Consider the following 18,120-nt stretch of genomic DNA (forward strand, 5'->3'; position numbering starts at 1 on the left):
GAATTCCTTTCTATATAATATTGGGGCAGATGGCAGGAAACTGCTATGTGGAATTATTCTTTAAGAGGTTACAGATATGTTTAAGATAGCAATTTGTGATGATGAAGAAATACTTATCCATACATTAAAAGAAAATTTAGACAGATATGCTGCGGATGCGGGGGTGGAATTTTGTTACCAGGCTTATTCTGACGGAAGTGAGCTGCTTGCAAAGTATCAGCCTGATCTTGACCTGATTTTTATGGATATTAAGATGGAAAAGATGGACGGCTTAAAGACGGCAGAAGAAATCAGGAAGCTGGACAGTAATGTGGGACTTATTTTTTTAACCTCTTTAAAACAGTATGTCTGGAAAGGTTATGAATACAGTGCGGTCAATTATCTTTTAAAACCTGTGAAATATAATGTGCTTAAAATGGAGTTAGACCGTTATTTTGCCCGTTATCAGGGAAAAGAGGAGCCATATCTTAGCTTTGGAAATGACAGTGGGAAATACAAGGTACTGTATAAAAATCTGTCCTGTGCGGAAACCAGCAAGCGCAATGTTATGCTGCATTTTGACGGACAGGAACAGATTATTTATAAAACTATGAAAGAAATATCTTCTCTGCTTTTACAGCAGCCGCAATTCGCCTGCTGTCATAAAAGTTTTGTGGTCAATCTTTCCTTTGTGAAAAGCCTTGAGGGACTGGAACTTGTACTGACCACAGGAAAGCGCATCCCCATCAGCCAGCCCAAGCGAAAGGATTTTATGGTAAAACTGACGGATTACTGGGGGAATATGCTATGATGTGGTTGTATCAAAGCCTGGATATTCTGTCAACGATTACAGAGTCGGTCAGTTTACTGGCTTTTGCTATCTGTTTTTGCAGGAATCCCCGCTTTCATTCTCCAGGATATAAATGGTGCATTTCAGGCATCTATTTTAGTTGTGTTTATGCGTTTACCTGGTGTTCAGCATTGGGAGCATACAAAATGCCTGTCTTCATCATAATAGGGATTGTCATTTTGAAGATATTTTATAAAGACAGCATCTATCAATGTGTTGTTGCTTATGAAGTATATTTTTTTGTGGTATCAATCATACCTGAGAGTATTGGCACGTTGGTTTTCACATTGACCCTGGATGAGGATTTGATTGTCAGGGTGGGCAGCAGGTATTTTCTACTCTGGGAAACATATTTTTTTATATTGGCAATCAGGGCTTTGGCTGTTTTTATTGTTTATAAAATATGCAGGAAAAATCAATACCAGCTTATGTGGAAAGATACACTTGTCTTAACCATTGTTTTTGCAATTGGATTCTTAATGTTTCTAAAAAATACTTTTATGCATTTGAATCTGGGAACAGTGTCGGAAATCTCTTATTGTATCGTAGAAGTGATTTTCCCATTGTTCTTTATGATGTTTTTTCTGTATGTGAGAAATACCTTATATCTCCGGGAGCAGGAACAAAAGGATAAAATGCAGATTGCACAGCTTCAGAAGCAGTTTGATTATTATCAGGAAAAACAAAAGGACGAAGAAAAGGTACGTTCCGTTTATCATGATATGAAAAATCATCTGCTTATTTTACAGCAGCAGATCAATTCTCCCGAAACAGCCGAGATGGTAGAGGAACTGCAGGCACAGGTGGCAATGTATGAAGACTATGTGCATACGGGCAATGGGATTCTTGACATCATTCTGAAAGAGAAATCCGAGCTTGCCAGAGAAAAACAGATTTCTTTATCAGTTACTGCTGACTTTAATGGCGTGGATTTTATAGAGCCCCTTGACATCAGTACTATTTTTGGCAATGGATTGGATAATGCCATTGAAGCAAGTGAAAGGCTTCCCGTGGAACAGAGGACAATTTTTGTAAAAGCAGGTAAAATACAAAATTTCCTTTCCATTGTCATACAAAATAACTGCACGGAAGAAAGTAAGCCTGCTAAAAAACGTACGACAGGGAGCAGTGATTTTCTTCATGGCTTTGGTATTTCTAATATGAGAAAAGCCACCGAAAAATATGACGGTCAGCTTACAACAAAATGCGAAAAGGGAAAATTTGTTTTGAAAATATTGATTCCGGTAATATAATCCTGCTCCTGATATTGCAGCATCAGGAGCAGTTTATCTGTCTGATTTATGGAATGACAGAATCAGGAGTATTTCTAATTGGAACCGGTGTCTGAAGAATCAGAGGAAGAAATGACTTCCCCGGTATCTGCATTGATAAAATCAACATGTATATTGCCTGTATCTTCTTCGGAAAGTATGCTATACATACCACCGTACATATAAAAAGCAACAGGTAAAAAAGATTCGCTCATGTCAGGTTCTGCTGATTTGGTAGTAACTTTAAAATCTGTAAAATTTTCATTAGCTTTTATCTCAGTTATATTTGGATAATCTTCGGAGCCTGCGATATCGTCCAGTGCGGTATGGAGTTCCTCTGCAAAACTGTTCAGCATTTGTTTGTGCTGAGTTTTTGTCATGACATAGGTAGCGCTCCCGTCATCATTTTTCGTGACTTTATATCCATATTGTGCGGCCTTTTCGTCCAGCTCCTCCTGAGTGGTTTCTCCCACATACAGGGCAGGAAGTGTAATTGTAATATCAGCTAATTCCTTTTCATCCCTATTGCTTTCCGGCTGGATACTGGTTTCTGTCTCTTCCGAATCCGCGGAGCTTTCTTTGCTGTCTTCCGTTTGCTTTGGATTTTTCGGGCTTTCAGAACTGCCGCATGAAACCGCGTGAACGGACATAACAGATAACAGCAATAAAAGTACAAGTTTCTTTTTCATTTTTAATTCCTTTCCTTCCGTTTTTACCATAGAACAGTAAAATCCTGTAAACAGTTCCATGTTTCATTTAAAAAATTTCATCATCCATAATATCTTCATCATGCTGAAGCATTTCTTCTGTCACTTCTGTATCAGTACGTTCATGCGCGGCATTCAGGAGCAGGCGATCTGCTGCGGTGTATTTTTCAATGTGAGTGAGTTCCTCCACACGCTTTTCAGCCTCATATTTTCCAATGTCATTGAGGGATTCATAATAATGGATAATTTTCAGCTTTTTTTCTTTTCCCGATATAGTTTCCTCCCATCCCATGATATAAGCGGGAGAAACATTGCCTATAAGTGCTATGGCCTCAATTTTGGCAAATGGGATATTGGTTATGATGTTGTTTTCATACTTATATAACGTCTGCTTTGAGACATTGATTTTATCTGCAAAGTCTACCTGGCTTATCTGCAATTTATCTCGCACAGATTTTATTCGTTCCCCTGTAGTCATGGGCAGCCTCCTTGTGTTAGTAACTCTATAATATCACAAAAACAGGGGGATATCAATTAAAAATATCTTGACAAGTTACAAAAATGTGATAATATAGTGGTAACTTAAAAAGTTACAAAAAAGAAAGTAAGGATGGATAAAATAAATGAACAGGTATCATATTGCCTGACAATTGTGCTAAAACGCGATACGTTCAGCATACTGCGTATGCTCTGACGCACCGCACTGGGCGCGGGAACTTCCTGTTTCTGATTCAGCATCTGTTTTTTTTACCCGGTGGTAACTTTAAAAGATACTACAAGTGAAATCGTTTTAAAAGTTTTAGTTAAATCAGAGATTTATGAAAGTTTGTCCGGAATGTCCCGTATGTCCGGAAAGGAAATGCTAATATATTGCCAGGCCATGGAAAGGCCGGTGACTTGCGGGGGAAAGGAGGAATGCAAAATGAAATTATGGGAAGAGGAGAAATCCGGCGAGGCGGAAAAAGCAGTCCGGGTGTGGGGAAAGGAGGGCACATATGGCGCTGATAACAGAAAAAGCAATAGCTGCCTTTAACCTGTCTTTGATTGACAGAGGGTATTTGCTCTGGGGCAGGCATCGTACCTGGGAGGAAGGAAAGGCAGGTTTTGTGACAGCGGTAACAGAAGAACAGCTGACTGTGCAGTACCATCCGGGTATCGGAAATGTGACAAATCATTTTGTTATCCCGGTATCTGAGGCGGCAGAGGGCCAGTGGGAAATCCGGTGGTCAAAAGAACTGTCAGAAATACAGGAATATGGTATGGGAGAAAGCAGCGGAGAAAAGAATGGAGTTCCCAAAATGGAGGGAGGAGAATCCGGTGATACTGGAAGAATTAATCCATAAAAGGTTTGTAAGTTCAGAAAACCTTGTAAAGCAGCTTTGCTCTTTTGAAGGGTCGCCGGCAGTTTTCTGTTCGTCGCCGCCCGATGACAGTCAGGGAGGATGGGAAGAAAACAGTCTCTGTCCGAAGCTGGTTTACAGTTTTCAGAGGAAGGCAGGTGGAGAAAGGCACAGTGCCGGTACCTTATCGGTATCACTGCTTTGTCAGGGAACCCATAAGGCCCCGGAGGAAACAGAGCTGCTGGTAAAGGACTGCCTGCGGGATGTTATCCTGAAACCGGAAGGAGGGAATCCCTGCTGTTTTATATGGGAGCGGACAGAAGCGTTTGCTGCAGGGGAAGAAAAGAGCAGTATGACAGACGGGCGTGAAATCCGTTTTGATATTCTGGAATACCCTTCTCAGGAAAGTACAGACCCGGATCCGATTATTGCTGCGGCAGGATATCTGAAAGGGCTGTATCCGGAATGCCTTGTTATGGGCTGTGACAATTTAGGAGACATCACAGAAGTTACAGAACAGCAGCCGGTGGTTTACTGCAGGCTGGCGGCTCTGGAAAAATCAGAAGAAACAAATACGGTTGCATGGATGGACAGCAAAATTGCCATTCACATTTTAAGTCCGTCCCATGAAATCAGGATGAAACTGGCAGCCGGCATGGCAAACCGGATGTCTCTGGACGGGGAACTGATTCTTCCGGACCGATCCCCCATGTTTCTGAAAGGGATTTCTGTAAATTACAGGGCGGATTATCTGAAAGAAGGGCAGATTTTATTTACCGGACATTACGGTCTTTTGCGGTACCGGCCAGAGCAGCGCCGGTTACTGCAGGGAAAAATCAGTTATGCGTAAGGAGGAAGCAGAATGGCATCAGAAAAGACAGCGGAAGAAAAAGTATCTTCCGGAGAAACAAAAACAGATTTGAAAAAGAAAGGGCTCCAGCCGGAGACCGGAAAAAAGAAAAAACTGCCGGCAGAATCAGTATACAGGAAAGAAGAACTGGCCGACAGTGCCAGAAACATGTTCCATACCAGAAAAGAATGTGTGCTGGCGGCCCTGGAAGCTGCAAAAAAAGCAGAGTGTACGGTCTCTGAGGCAAAGAAAATTGTAGAAGAGTTTTTAAAAAGAGAGGTGGAATAGACAATGGCAGGAACTTTTATACTGGGAGAAACAAAAATAAGGCCCGGCGCTTATTTCAATATTCAGAAGAAAGAGGAATCCGGGGAAAGCATACTGGAAGGCGTCACTGCGGTTCTGTTCCGGGCTGATTTCGGACCCCTTAATACGGTGGTGGAACTGAAGGCCGGAGAACCATGGGAAGAAACATTCGGAAACGGGCTCACAACAGATGCAATACGGGAAGCCATGGATGGCGGCGCCAGGACAGTCCTTGCCTGCCGCATTGGAAATGGAGGCACGCCGGCCACCGTTGCATTAAATGATACCGAGGGTACAGAGGCAGTGGTCATTTCAGTCAACTATCCGGGAGATAAGGAATTTTCCGTATCTGTCCGGGAAAAACTTTCAGACAGTTCCCGGAAAGAATGCATTATTTATGCCGGGACACAGGAATTTGAAAAGCTGGAATTTGCAGCCGGGGAAGAAGAGGCGCAGCACCTTGTCACCGCTTTGAATTCCAGGAAGCATTTTCATGGGGAGCTGAAAGAAGGGAAAGAAAAAGCACTGCTTGCAGTTGTGGCGCAGGAACCTTTTACAGGGGGCAGCAATCCCCAGGTGACGGCAGAGGATTATTCCAATGGGTTTGCACAGACAGAAGCCTGGGAGTTCAATACCATCTGCGTGGATACGGAAGATCATGAAATCCATCTGCTTCTGGCGGCATTTGTAAACCGGATTTTTGAGGAGGGCCTTCTGGCGCAGGCAGTAGTGGCGGAAAATCATACGGTGTCACTGGAAACCAGACAGGAACATGCGGCAGAATTTAATAATGAAAAAATGAATTATGTGCTGAATGCGCACATGATGGAGATTGGAAAGGACGGGCAGGAGCGTGAAATTGACGGTTACCGGACAGCGGCACGTATTGCCGGAATGATAGGAGAAGCTCCTTCCAGCCAGTCTCTGACCCATGCTGTGGTGGAAGGATTTACGGAAATTCTGGAGAAGCTGACAAACCCCCAGATCATCCGGGCTGAAAGCCGGAATGGATGTCTTGTGTTCAGTCAGAACAGAGAAAAGCAGGTTTGGATTGACAATGCAATTAATACGCTGATTACGCCGACGGATAATCAGGATGACGGATGGAAAAAAATCCGGCGCGTGACAACACGTTTTGAACTGCTCCGGCGGATTAATGCAGCAGTGGAAGAACTGGTGGGGAAAACAGATAATGACAGCAATGGAAGAAGCACCATTGTCAGCCGGATGAACGACATTGGCACTGCCATGGTGGAAGAATCAAAACTGGTTGCGTTTAAAGCATCGGAAAGCAGCACATATCCTGCGGATGTGGACAGCGCATGGTTTGATATCAGCGTTATTGACAAAGATTCCATGGAACATATTTATCTGACATATCAGTTTCAGTTCAGTACGAATGAATAGGAGGTAGAAAAATGAGAAATGTAAAGGCGGCCGGGGATGCCCGGCATGCAAGAACCGGAAAAGACGGCCTGATTTACAGCAAAGACGGAGTTTTGCTGGCCACAGTGGATTCCTTTGCTTCCAGTGTAACGTATAACAATGCCAAATATTCCGTTATGGGGGATGCTCAGGAGCATGAAACGTCCAATACGTTTTCCGTAAGTCTTACCATGTCCCAGGTGGTCATAGAAGATGATCAGTTTATCATTGAACTGATGGAAGCAATGGAAACCCAGACTATGCCGGTGTGGGGATTCAAAGGGACTCTGATGGGAAGGAATGGCTCTACGGAAACAGTGATATACGATGAATGCATTCCTTCCGGCCAGATTGACATTCAGAACCTTACGGTGGGGGATGTGATCAAGCGAAACTGGAACCTGTTTGTAAACCGTCCGCCTGCTCTTCAGCAGCAGCTTACCGTTGTATAATTCAGAAACCGGAATATTTTTTAATGAAACAGGAGGAAATAAGATGGAACAGAATAAATTTGTACCAGGGGTAACCACAGAAGAAAGTAATTTTGCAATGGATCTGGTATCCGGGGAGGAAGCGGTAAAAGAAGTGGATTTTACAGAAGATGAGGACCTGGAAATGATAAGGAGCAGTGAGGAGGACTTTATCCAGGGGCTGATTCATGCTGCCGGGTATACCCAGACAGAAAAGCAGAAGATTGAGATTATCCGGGAAGGAAAACTGTTTTTTGCATTCCATATCCGGCCATTATCTGAAGATGAATATGAAAGATGTAAGAAGAAAAATACCAGATTTGTCCGCAACAAAAGACTTGGCATGAAAGTTCCGGAAGAAACAAATGCAGTGAGATACCGGGCTTCCCTGATTTATCAGGCAACCGTTTTGGACGACCGGGAAAAACTCTGGGATAACCGGAAGGTATGGGAATCCCTGAAATCCATGGGGCTGCCCGTTATGAACGGGCTGGACGTCATTGAATATTCCTTAAAAGCAGGAGAAAAAGACCGGGTTCTGGAAGCCATAGACAGTTTAAGCGGTTATGCGGATACAAATCTGGAGGAAGTGGCAAAAAACTGATTGAGGCCGGGGGCAAAGCCTGCCTGCTCCATCATATTTTCCAGAAAACCGGCATAACACCAGATGAATTTTACAAAAAAAACAGGGGCGTACAGAAATTTCTGCTGGCTTCCATGCAGATAGCATTGCGCTCCCCGGAAAGGAGTGGAGAAGATGGCTGAAACACTGCGGATTGAAGAGTCCGGAGAGGCCCGGAATGAAACGGAACCAGTTCTCACAGGCAGTATCCGTAATTTTACAAAGGTGAAAACTGCTGCAGAGCAGGCAGGAACTGCATCCCAGGAAGCCGGGGATCAGGTATCGAAGTTTGACCGTTCTGCAGAGAAGGTTCAGAAAACTCTGTCCGGCTGGATGAAGGAAAAATATGAGGTGGCGCTGAAGGCTGCGGACTTTGTGACAGCTCCGGTAAAGGGAATCCTGAATCTTCTGAAAGATCCGGTACTCCAGGCAGGTGAGGTACTGGGTGTCAGTTTTGGACTGGCAGACACCATGGATGCCTTCCGTGGTTTTGAAGCTGCCATGTCCCAGGTGGAAGTGATCAGCGGTGCTGCTGCTTCCGACATGGGCAGGCTTACAGATAAGGCCAGGGAGCTGGGGGCAACAACAAAGTTTACTGCGGCAGAATCAGCAGAAGCCCTTCATTCTATGGCCATGGCCGGATGGGAAGCGGGGGACATGCTGGACGCCATGGAAGGAATTTTCAGCCTTGCGGCAGCGTCCGGGACAGATCTTGCGCAGGCTTCTGACCTTGTGGCGGATGTCCTGTCTGATTTTGGGATGAAAGCCGATGAGGCAGGGCATTTTGCCGATGTGCTGGCGGCGGCGTCCTCAAAATCCGGTACAAATGTTGCCCTGCTGACGGAGACCTTTAAAGCTGCCGGCGCCATGGCCGGTATGCTGGGTTACTCTATTGAGGACGTGGCTCTTGCCGCCGGGCTGATGGCCGGCGCCCAAAGCAGCGGCAGCCAGTCCGGCGCCGCCCTGAATTCTGTCTTTACCAGGCTTTCCACCAATGTCAATGGCGCGGCAGACGCTCTGAATGACCTTGGGATTGCATATTTTAATACGGACGGGTCAGCCAGGGCATTTGGAAATATTATACAGGAACTTCGTGATGCTACCGCAGATTATACCGATGAACAGAAAGCAAATCTTGCGAATACGGTGGCCGGCGCCGATGCCCAGAAGGAATTTCTGGCAATCCTGGACGCCACTGCAGAAGATTATGAGAAATTGTCGTCGGCTGTCAACAATGCGGATGGTGCAGTCGGCGAGGCGGCAGAAAGCATGATGGATAACCTGGATGGGTCCATTACGCTCCTTCAGGGGGCGGTGGATAACGTGAAACTGTCTTTTGGGGAAAGGTTTGCACCTTATTTCCGGGGAATTGCGGAATGGCTGACAGATGCCATGCCCATGGTGGAGGAAGCGCTGGAGAGCCTGATGGATTTTGTGGACAGGCATGTGGATACCGCCCGGCGTAAACTGGATGATCTTGTAAATTCTGAGCGGTGGCAGGATACAGATTTTTTTGGAAAAGTGGAAATTCTGTGGGATGGTATTATCGCAGAGCCTTTTGGAAAATGGTGGAACAGTACCGGGAAAGCGAAGATTGCGGAGATTATCGGAGATATTGGCTCCGGTTTGGGAGCCGGTTTGGGAATGGGAATCATAACGTTACCTGGCATTGATGTATCCGGCATCCTGGATGAAGGAGCCAGCATTGGGGCTTCTTTTGCCAGGGGATTCTCAGAAGGGTTTGATGTAAGCGCCATTACCTCGAAGCTGGGAAAGGTATTTCAGAACCTGTTTGCCAGTGCAGGAAAATTGCTGCCAGGCGGTGAGTCTGCGGATCTGTCTTCCCTCCTTTCTGCCGCCTTGCTGATGAAGCTGGCCCGGCCGGTAATGGGCATGGGAAAGGCATTGCTGGGAAGTTCTGTTGGACAGTCGTTAGTCACTTCCCTGACAGGGGCAACTGGAAATGCAATGGTCAGAGGTTCGGGGCTTCTGGGGATGCTGGCCAATGTTGGGTATGGACTGTCAGGAGGAAGCAGCACAGCGGGGATGTATTTTGGTAATATGGCAGGCGCAATGTCCGGCAGTTCCGCTGCGCTTCTTGGTGCAGGCGCCACAGCAGGAGGGATTGCAGCAGGTGCGGCGATTATCAGCGGAGGCATTGATTTTTATAAGGCTTTAAAATCTGAGGACGAAGAAGAAGCGGCGGCATACGGAGAATCCGGTGCCTGGAAAATAACGGGAGTCGGAACCGGCGCCCTGGCAGGAGCGTCCATTGGGGCTATGTTCGGTGGAGTTATGGCGGTGCCTGGCGCGTTAATCGGAGCAGGCATCGGCGGCATTGCCGGCTGGATAAAAGGCAACAAAGTCAAAGAGGAATATCAGGAACATGTGGAAGAAATGGAGCAGCAGGCCCAAAAGGCCCGGAAAGTCTTTGAAGCCACCGGCCTTGACATTAAAAATGTGACATTCCGGGAAAAGGAGCTTCAGAAAGCCATAGAGGACACAGAGGTTACCACAGAGCAGTTTGCACAGTATTTTCAGGAGTCCTGCGCAGAGGTTATGAAAAATGCTTTCGGGGATTTGAAGCTGTCCTTAATGGAAGTAAAAGAACTGGCAAAAACCCTTACCTTTGGCAGTATGGCCGAAGGAATGGAACAATTTGGCGCTGCAGCAGAAGCCGCAGAGGAATCCTTTGCTTTTCTGGAACATGCAAAATCTGTTCTTGCAAAACAGAACTGGAATGCCAGCCTGGGGCTGGAACTGTCTGTGGAAGATCAGGAAGATTATCAGGCAGCCATTGACAGCTTTGTTGCTTCTGCCAGGAGTTATCTGAAAGACAGCCATTATGAAGCAGTCAATGCTTTGGGGCTTCTGACCGGAGGGGCTGATACCACAGGGGTGGATGCCATGTACACAGGCTATGAGGCACAGGTGGATGAACTGCAGGAGGAGCTGCGGCGAGTTTTTTCAGAATCTCTGGGAGACGGCGTTATTTCCACCAGGGATAAAATTACCGTAAAAATTGATGGTATGGAAATGGAAATGAGTGAAGCAGATGCCATTACGGAACTCCAGGGGCAGATTGCAGGTATCACAGACAAGGTATCTCAGGCAGAAGAAAATGCAGGATTAGAAAGTCTGAAAATCAAGTATGAAGGGGCTGCCCTGAGTATAGATTCTTTTACTCAGCTCCAGACGGAACTGCAGGCCAGTACGGCCCAGTTCCAGCAGAGCTACGATGATGCTTTGGAAGTGTCTTTAAAAAACCTTGACCAGGCACAGCAGGAAGGGACAATTGACCAGGAAGAATATGACAGTCTCTACTCGCAGATAAAAGAAGGGTATAACAGCCAGATAGAAGCGCTGACAGCACGGGTGGAAGAGTTTCAGCTTGACGCCATTGTGTCAGCATATTCGGACAAACTGGACGGGATACTGCCAGATATGGAAGGAAACATGACAGAGAAGCTGACTCAGGTTATGGAACAGGCGCTGGCGGCGGAACCGGATGTTTCCGCCTGGGGTAACGATTTTATTACTGACATGTTTAATCTGGAAGGACTGGAAGGGGAAGTACAGCAGAATCTGATACAGCTGTTAAAAATGACTGCAGCTACGATTCCAACGAGCTACACCACTGCACTGCATGAGAATCTGCTTAACACTGACCTGCTCAGTGAAGCCGGGACCGCATATGGGGCTGCAATGAACACAGGATTAAAAGAAGAAATTCTGGCAGGAGGCCCGCAGCTTCGCAGTTCCGCGGAACGTGCAGTGCAGAGCGCGTTCCGTACACCGTTCGATGTAACAGCCGAGGTCAATATCAGGCCAGAATTTAAACTGCCGCCAGTAATCACGCGCTTTCTTGAATCATCTTTTCAGGAAAGAGGGAGTGGTTCCGGAAGTGGAAGCGGCAGCGGAAGTGGCAGAGGAAGCGGAAGCGCAGACGCAGGCGGAGGGGAAGAGCCGACAAATCCTGGGGGCGGAAATAATGTTACCCCCGGTCCAAATCCTGCAAGGCTGTCAGGAGGTGACCATAGAACATCAGGCGCCCCCGGCGGTTCGGGTTACGGAAGCAATGGTCTGGAACTGTATGGACAGGACAGACAGAGCTCTGGCATCAGTTCTTATACAGGCAGTGGTTTTACAGGGTATGACATACCGGTTCCGGACGGAAGTTCAGAAGATACGCAAGAGATATGGGACAGCAGAGAAGGTGTTCCTGAAGAACAGAGCAGTGCAGCAGGGGTTCAGGTGTCTGTGGATATTGCCATGTCTCCGGAATTTCACATCTCCGGTGCAGAAGGGCAGAAAGAAGGGGATATGTTACAGAGCATTCGGCAGCATTTGCGGGAACTGGCAGATGAAGTCGGTGGAGAGATTGCAGAGAGGCTGTCAGAAGTATTTGGAAACATGCCTCTGAAAGGACAGTGATATGAGTGGGAAGTGAGCAGAATGTGGGCAGAAAGGAGAAACAGAATAATGTTTCTCCGCTGTCAGAAAAAGTTCCGGCCAGGAAAAAGGCCAGCGGTATCAGTATCAAACTGGTTACCGTTGGAAAGAAAAAGAAAAAATTCACCTTCCCGTCCCTGCCGGAAAAGATTACATGCAAAAGTGCGGCCAAATACCAGAGCTTTGATACCCTGTCTAAAGGCACCGTAAAGGTGCCGGCGGGCACGGAAGCCAGGGAAATTTCATGGGAAGGGGAGTTTTTCGGAAAGAAAAAGAAAAAAGAAGCCATTGTAAAAAAGTCTGCCTGGAAAAAACCTTCGGACTGTGTGAAAACACTGGAAAATTACATGAAAAAGGGAACCGTCCTGAACCTGATTGTTACGGGAACCTTTATTAACATGGATGTAACCATTTCTTCTTTTCAGGCGGTGGCTTATGGTGCTTACGGAAACATCCGCTACACCATATCTTTTGTGGAAAAAAAGCCTCTGAAAATATACACCGTGAAAGAAAAGAAAAAAAAGTCTCCGGCCAAAAAGACCAGGACCAGAAATGAGGCAGAACAGGTGCAGGAAACAGCAGATACTTCTTATGTGGTGAAAAGCGGCGACAATCTCTGGAAGATTGCCCAGGCCTGTTACGGGTCAGGGGCTCAGTGGACCAGGATTTATGATGCGAATGCGGGAACCATTGAAGCGGCTGCAAGACAGCACGGGAGGGCAGATTCCGATCACGGGCACTGGATTTATCCTGGGACGGTTCTTACAATTCCGATATAAGGAGGCAGAAAATGATTAATCTTGCAAATATACAGTATCATGTGGTGGCGGTGGACGAAGAGGGGAAACGCTATAAAATCCAGGATTATATCGAGAATCTTGGGTGGGAAGAAAATGAAAAGGAGCTTTCTGCCCGGCTGTCTTTTACTGTTCGGAATGATAAAACATCAAAAGGATATCTGTCGGGCATTCTAAAGCCTGGCTGCCTGATCCTGGTATCTTCCACGGATGGCGGTTCCCTGAATCAGGAGGTCATAAGGGGGTATGTGAACACCTGGAATCCATTTTTGCAAAACAGCGGAAGGGAACTGAAATGTGTCTGCTATGACGAACTTTACAGTCTGCAGAAGAGCCAGGAAAACCTCTATTTCCCTTCCGGTACCGGCACGAAGTCGGCGGTTACGGGAATCCTGAATGCCTGGAAACTGCCGCTGAGGAAGTATGAAGGGCCTGACGTTGCCCATGGAAAACTGAAATTCAATAACCGGTACCTTTCGGATATTCTGCTGGAACTGCTGGACGACGCCGTGAAAAAAGGCGGGGAAAAGTGTATTCTGCGGGCTGCAGAAGGAAAGGCGGAAATCGTTTTGCGGGGCAGTAATAAAAATGTATATATTTTCAGGGCGGATAATATAAAAGCAGTCAGCGAGAGCCAGAACATTGACAATCTGGTAACCCGCGTGACCGTGACAGGACAGGCGGATGATGAAGGAAAGAGCAGTGTGGAGGCAACGCTGGACGGTTTCACAAAGTATGGAATCCGTCAGAGGATATATGTCAGGAGTTCCGATGAAACACCGGAGGCGGCAAAATCTGCCGCTCAGGAAATTTTAAATGAAGAAGGAACCATAAAAAAAGAAATTTCCCTGCAGGGCCCGGATGTTCCCGTAATCCGAAAAGGAGACAGGATAGAGCTTGAGGCGGGGCTGACAAAAGGAAGTTTTTATGTGAAAAGTGTCCGGCATGATGCGGATGCCTGCAGCATGTCCGTGAATCTGGAAAAAACGGAGCGGGAAAAAGTAAAACAGGAAACGTCGGAAACAAATAAGGACCATAATGTGGGAGACATTGTGAATTTCCATGGAGGGACCCACTATATTTCTTCCTATCCAGGAGGCAGAGGCTATTCTGCAGGTGCAGGGCCGGCGAAAATTACAAAAAAGAACGGTTCCGGACAGGCACATCCATGGCACCTGATTCATGCGGACAGTACCAGCAACGTATATGGGTGGGTGGATGACGGAACCTTTGACTGAAAGAAAGGACATGGTCCGTGAAAGGCATCCGGACAGAGAAAGGAGGAAAGAATGGCATTTGAAGGAAATTCAGGAATCAGCAGACTGGCAGCTGTGATTGCGGGAAGAATGCGGGAGGAATGCAGCGCTCCCCTGTCGGTGGATTTTGGAGAAGTGCAGGAAGACGGAAGCCTTGTAACCAATACATTTCCGGTTCCGATACCAGGGGGAGAATATTCTGTGCTGGGATATCTTTCCTCCGTCAGTCCGGGGAGCAGAGTGCTGGTGGCGTGGGTTGCCAGCGAGGCGGTGGTTCTTAGGACGGTGAAACGTTCCTGATTCCGTTGTGGAAGGAGGTGAGCAGATGGCAGGAACTTTATTTCCGGTATTTGAAGTTCCGGAATTTAAAGAGGACAGTTCAGAGTATGATGTTCAGTATAAAAGAAGTGCGAAATGGGATGTGCAGTCCGGGGATTTTGTCAGAGACGGGGCGAACCGCGTGGCGGAGTGCAGCGGCCGGGAAGCATTTATGATCTGGTGTTATAAGACTGCACAGACAGAACGGTATGCCTGTCTGGCTTATCCTCCTGAGATTGGCGTGGAAATGGAAGTCGCCATGGAGGATGATGACGAGATGACCGTGGAGTCCATGGTGGAGCGGACCATTACAGATGCGCTTCTTGTAAATCCCAGGACAGAAGCTGTCCAGGATTTTGAATTTTCCTGGAACGGGGATGAAATGCACTGCAGGTTCCAGGTAAAAGGAGCAGACTGGGAGGAACTGATAACGATTACCATATAAGATTAGGGTGTCAAAAGGGTGCGCCGCACCCGCTCATAGCATATATTGATGTGCAAATACATTTGCAATAGCAATATATGCTATGAGCGTAGCACCAAAGGTGCTTTTGACATCCTAATCCATATAAAAAAGCAAGGAGGCGACAGAATGCAGCCGGATTTTACAGCGCCGGATTTTATGGATAACAGTTCGGCAGAAGAAATTCATGAAAGGATGATGGAGAACCTGCCGGATGACATTGATGATATGCCGGGAGGATTCCCCTTTGATTTTACCATGCCGGCAGCCCTGGAAAAGGCGGAACTTCTTCAGTACCACCTGACAAGGGCGCTGATGGTGGCTTTTCCCCAGTATGCCTGGGATGAATGGCTGGATATGCATGGAAAACAGGTTCATCTGGCCAGACATGAGGCAGGAAAGGCTTCCGGAAAGATATGTATTACCGGCCTGGCCGGCACGGAAATTGCCGAAGGTACGGTGTTTTGCACGCCGGCAACGGAATCCGGACCTTCTCTGGAGTTTGGTACAGACGAAAGGTGTATCATCGGAGAGGAGGGAAAAGCGGAAGTGGGAATTACCGCTCTGGAACCGGGAACCATGTACAATGTGAAAGCAAACGCTGTTTCCATTATGGCAAAGCCGGTAAAGGGGATTACAGAGGCCGGCAACCCGGAGCCGATACAGGGCGGGACAGACCGGGAGAATAACGACGATTATTACGACAGGATTGCAGCGGAATATGAAAACAGCAGGACGTACCTTGGAAATGACGGGGACTATATCCGATGGGCGAAGGAAGCCGGAGCAGGAGCATGTATTGTGGTATCAGCTTCTCACGGACCGGGAACGGTAAAGCTGGTGCTTGTGGACACAGAAGGACATCCGGCTTCTGAACATCTGGTGAAGAAAGTATATGACTACATTGTATCACCGGATGACAGAGAAAAAAGGCTGCTTCCAACTGCCTGTGCAGAACTGGAATGCGTGTCTGCTTCAACCGTACCGGTTTCTTATGTGTGTACCGGAATAGAGCATGACCATACCACAGATATGGAGCAGATTCAGAAAGAATTTTCTGAAGCAGTCAGACAGGTCTACACAGAGGCAAAGCAGGAAGGCGTTCTTCGGTATAACGATGTCCGTCCTCTGCTCAGCGCTGTTCACGGCGTAGAGGATTTTGACACCTTTCTTATGAACGGAGCTATGGAAAATATCCGAATACAGGATGAAGAATACCCGGAAACCGGCACAGTTGAATTTCGTCAGGAGGTGTGAGACATGTCAGAACATGAACCGGGCGGCTTTCCCACCAGTGAAAGCGCCAGAAGGCAGCTTTCTTATGTGACGGAAGGGTTTTACGATAATTCCTATGTTGGAAAATGGCTGTTTCAGGTAATGGGACTGGAATATGACGATGCCAGAAAGATTCTGGAAGAACTGCCCCGGCAGTTTTTTCCGGAAACAGCCACATGGGGGCTGATGTATCATGAGATAAAGTGGGGGCTTCCCGTCAGGGAACATCTTTCTTATGAGGAACGACGGAAAATGATTTATCAGATAAGAGATTTTAAGGCGCCCATGACGCCGCATCGGATGGAAACTTATTTCACCAGTGTACTGGATTTTCAGGTTCATGTGTCAGACATCCATGATGCCGGGAAATATGGCTTTTGTCCGGAACATCCGAATATTTTCCGGGTGGATTTCACCGGAGATGGAACGCTGGATGCAAAAAAGGTGAAGTCCATGCTGGACAGCCTGAAACAGTCACACACAGTTTATATCATAAATGACAGAGTCGTGATTGAACTGGATAACCGGGAGATGGAGAAATTTGCCCTGCCCGGAATGAAAATAAAACTGTCCTGTCCCTTCTGGGAAAAAGATACAGTGGATGGCAGCATGTTTCTGAACCGGATTCTGCAGAAACTTCACATGAGAATCCGGCAGGGAGCAGCAGTGGCAGAAAACCGGGAAAAGGCAGAGGCTTCTGTTGTTTTCCGGAAAAACCAGTGGTATCTGGATGGAACATACAGAATGGACGGGGCCAAAGAAATAAATGCAGAGATTACAGAGGAGGTATTGTAGCTATGACAGATTATGCAAATCATACAGAAGCAGTGGTAACCCTGCTGGCACGCACAAAAATGATGAAAGCGAGGGCGGGGATTTTGCCCCTTCCGAAAATCACAGGGATTGCTTTCGGGGATGGCGGAACGGACAGTGACAGCCAGGTTCTGACGCCCGATGGGAGCCAGACAGAACTGAATCATGAGTTGCTCCGGAAACCAATAGACCGGTACACAGTTCTTTCTGATACGAAATGCAGATATGAATGTACACTGGAAAAGGGAGAACTTACCGGAGCATACATCAGTGAGGCAGCCCTTTATGATGAAGAAGGAGACCTGGTTGCTATCAAGAATTTTCTTCCCAAGGGGAAAGACAGTGACCTGGAAATGACAATACAGATGGATGATGAATTTTAGGAGGGAATGGTATGGCAGATTTTGAGATTCCGGAACATCTGGAATATAACAGAAGTATAAGAAAATTTGAAATGACAGACCCGGCCCATGCAGATCTGTTTAATGCGGTGGTACAGACCCTTATCAATAATGATGAATTTCTCAAAAGGGTGGTAGAAAAGCAGAAAGAAGACGCCCTGGATAAAACCGGGGACGCGAAAGACACTACGGTGACGTTCGACAGCGAGGATGAGGAACATCCGTCAGGCTGGACAGACATTGCGCCTGTAACAGGCGGAGAAAAGCAAAGCAGTCTGTGGCAGAAGGTTTCCTTGTTTACAAAAAATGTCCGGTACCTGTGGAAACTGTGCGGGACGAATGATATTTCCGGACTGGCAGACGGGACGCTGACGGGGGCAGTCAGTAAGTTAAACACCGATATTACTGTCAGACTTAGCGATAAGATAACTCTTCACTGTGTTGGAAAGTATGTTGAAATCGACTTGTATGATTATACGATTTCAGATAATATCATTATTCCGGCTGAATATATCCCTCTGGGGC

General features: G+C 46.8%; 19 protein-coding genes. 17 read left to right on the forward strand and 2 right to left on the reverse strand.

Features of this window, described 5'->3' with window-relative positions; all coding sequences use genetic code 11:
* The first annotated feature begins 76 nt into the window (after window positions 1-76).
* Together C805_RS08755 and C805_RS26930 are read left to right on the forward strand one after the other, a co-directional pair.
* Window positions 77-790, forward strand: coding sequence for a LytR/AlgR family response regulator transcription factor (locus tag C805_RS08755; protein WP_016213455.1), 714 nt, complete (start codon window positions 77-79; stop codon window positions 788-790).
* 539 nt (window positions 791-1,329) lie between these two features.
* Window positions 1,330-2,082, forward strand: a complete 753-nt coding sequence (locus C805_RS26930; protein ID WP_242832656.1) for an ATP-binding protein — start codon at window positions 1,330-1,332, stop codon at window positions 2,080-2,082.
* A gap of 74 nt (window positions 2,083-2,156) precedes the next feature.
* Here C805_RS26930 and C805_RS08765 read toward each other — a convergent pair whose 3' ends face one another.
* Both C805_RS08765 and C805_RS25710 read right to left on the reverse strand, forming a co-directional pair.
* Window positions 2,157-2,789, reverse strand: coding sequence for a hypothetical protein (locus tag C805_RS08765; RefSeq protein WP_155957605.1), 633 nt, complete (start codon window positions 2,787-2,789; stop codon window positions 2,157-2,159).
* A 67-nt stretch (window positions 2,790-2,856) separates the two neighbouring features.
* Window positions 2,857-3,285, reverse strand: a complete 429-nt coding sequence (locus C805_RS25710) for a helix-turn-helix domain-containing protein (RefSeq protein WP_016213458.1) — start codon at window positions 3,283-3,285, stop codon at window positions 2,857-2,859.
* Window positions 3,286-3,802: 517 nt separating this feature from the next.
* On the opposite strand from C805_RS25710, the gene C805_RS08775 reads away from it, so the two are divergent.
* The 15 genes from C805_RS08775 to C805_RS26635 form a co-directional block, all read left to right on the forward strand.
* Window positions 3,803-4,150, forward strand: a complete 348-nt coding sequence (locus tag C805_RS08775) for a DUF5026 domain-containing protein (protein ID WP_016213459.1) — start codon at window positions 3,803-3,805, stop codon at window positions 4,148-4,150.
* The gene (locus tag C805_RS08780; RefSeq protein ID WP_016213460.1) at window positions 4,092-4,997 is read left to right on the forward strand and encodes a hypothetical protein; all 906 of its coding nucleotides are present in this window, start codon (window positions 4,092-4,094) and stop codon (window positions 4,995-4,997) included. The genes C805_RS08775 and C805_RS08780 overlap by 59 nt, the downstream gene beginning before the upstream one ends.
* Window positions 4,998-5,009: 12 nt before the next feature.
* Window positions 5,010-5,285: a YqzN/YkzM domain-containing protein gene (locus C805_RS08785; RefSeq protein WP_016213461.1), complete on the forward strand. Its 276-nt coding sequence runs from the start codon at window positions 5,010-5,012 to the stop codon at window positions 5,283-5,285.
* A 3-nt stretch (window positions 5,286-5,288) separates the two neighbouring features.
* Window positions 5,289-6,710, forward strand: coding sequence for a phage tail sheath subtilisin-like domain-containing protein (locus C805_RS08790; RefSeq protein WP_016213462.1), 1,422 nt, complete (start codon window positions 5,289-5,291; stop codon window positions 6,708-6,710).
* Window positions 6,711-6,721: 11 nt separating this feature from the next.
* Entirely contained in the window at window positions 6,722-7,180 is a 459-nt protein-coding gene (locus C805_RS08795; RefSeq protein WP_016213463.1) for a hypothetical protein, read from the forward strand.
* A gap of 43 nt (window positions 7,181-7,223) precedes the next feature.
* A complete protein-coding gene (locus tag C805_RS08800) occupies window positions 7,224-7,802 on the forward strand; it encodes a phage tail assembly chaperone (RefSeq protein WP_016213464.1) in 579 nt (192 codons plus the stop codon).
* Between the two features lie 153 nt (window positions 7,803-7,955).
* Window positions 7,956-12,254, forward strand: a complete 4,299-nt coding sequence (locus C805_RS25010) for a phage tail tape measure protein (protein ID WP_016213465.1) — start codon at window positions 7,956-7,958, stop codon at window positions 12,252-12,254.
* Window positions 12,255-12,259: 5 nt separating this feature from the next.
* On the forward strand, window positions 12,260-13,051 hold the full coding sequence (locus C805_RS08810) for a LysM peptidoglycan-binding domain-containing protein (protein ID WP_016213466.1): 792 nt from the start codon (window positions 12,260-12,262) through the stop codon (window positions 13,049-13,051).
* An 11-nt stretch (window positions 13,052-13,062) separates the two neighbouring features.
* A complete protein-coding gene (locus tag C805_RS08815) occupies window positions 13,063-14,307 on the forward strand; it encodes an XkdQ/YqbQ family protein (RefSeq protein WP_016213467.1) in 1,245 nt (414 codons plus the stop codon).
* 51 nt (window positions 14,308-14,358) lie between these two features.
* Window positions 14,359-14,625, forward strand: coding sequence for a hypothetical protein (locus C805_RS08820; protein WP_016213468.1), 267 nt, complete (start codon window positions 14,359-14,361; stop codon window positions 14,623-14,625).
* A 25-nt stretch (window positions 14,626-14,650) separates the two neighbouring features.
* Entirely contained in the window at window positions 14,651-15,088 is a 438-nt protein-coding gene (locus C805_RS08825) for a DUF2634 domain-containing protein (protein WP_016213469.1), read from the forward strand.
* Window positions 15,089-15,235: 147 nt separating this feature from the next.
* Entirely contained in the window at window positions 15,236-16,363 is a 1,128-nt protein-coding gene (locus tag C805_RS08830) for a baseplate J/gp47 family protein (protein WP_016213470.1), read from the forward strand.
* 3 nt (window positions 16,364-16,366) lie between these two features.
* The gene (locus tag C805_RS25015; protein ID WP_016213471.1) at window positions 16,367-17,176 is read left to right on the forward strand and encodes a putative phage tail protein; all 810 of its coding nucleotides are present in this window, start codon (window positions 16,367-16,369) and stop codon (window positions 17,174-17,176) included.
* Between the two features lie 2 nt (window positions 17,177-17,178).
* Complete coding sequence (locus C805_RS08835; RefSeq protein WP_016213472.1) at window positions 17,179-17,577, forward strand: phage tail-collar fiber domain-containing protein; 399 nt, start codon at window positions 17,179-17,181, stop codon at window positions 17,575-17,577.
* An 11-nt stretch (window positions 17,578-17,588) separates the two neighbouring features.
* The coding region (locus C805_RS26635) for a hypothetical protein (protein ID WP_016213473.1) at window positions 17,589-18,120 on the forward strand (532 nt) is incomplete at its 3' end.

Source organism: Eubacterium sp. 14-2 (assembly GCF_000403845.2).
Taxonomy (GTDB): domain Bacteria; phylum Bacillota; class Clostridia; order Lachnospirales; family Lachnospiraceae; genus Petralouisia.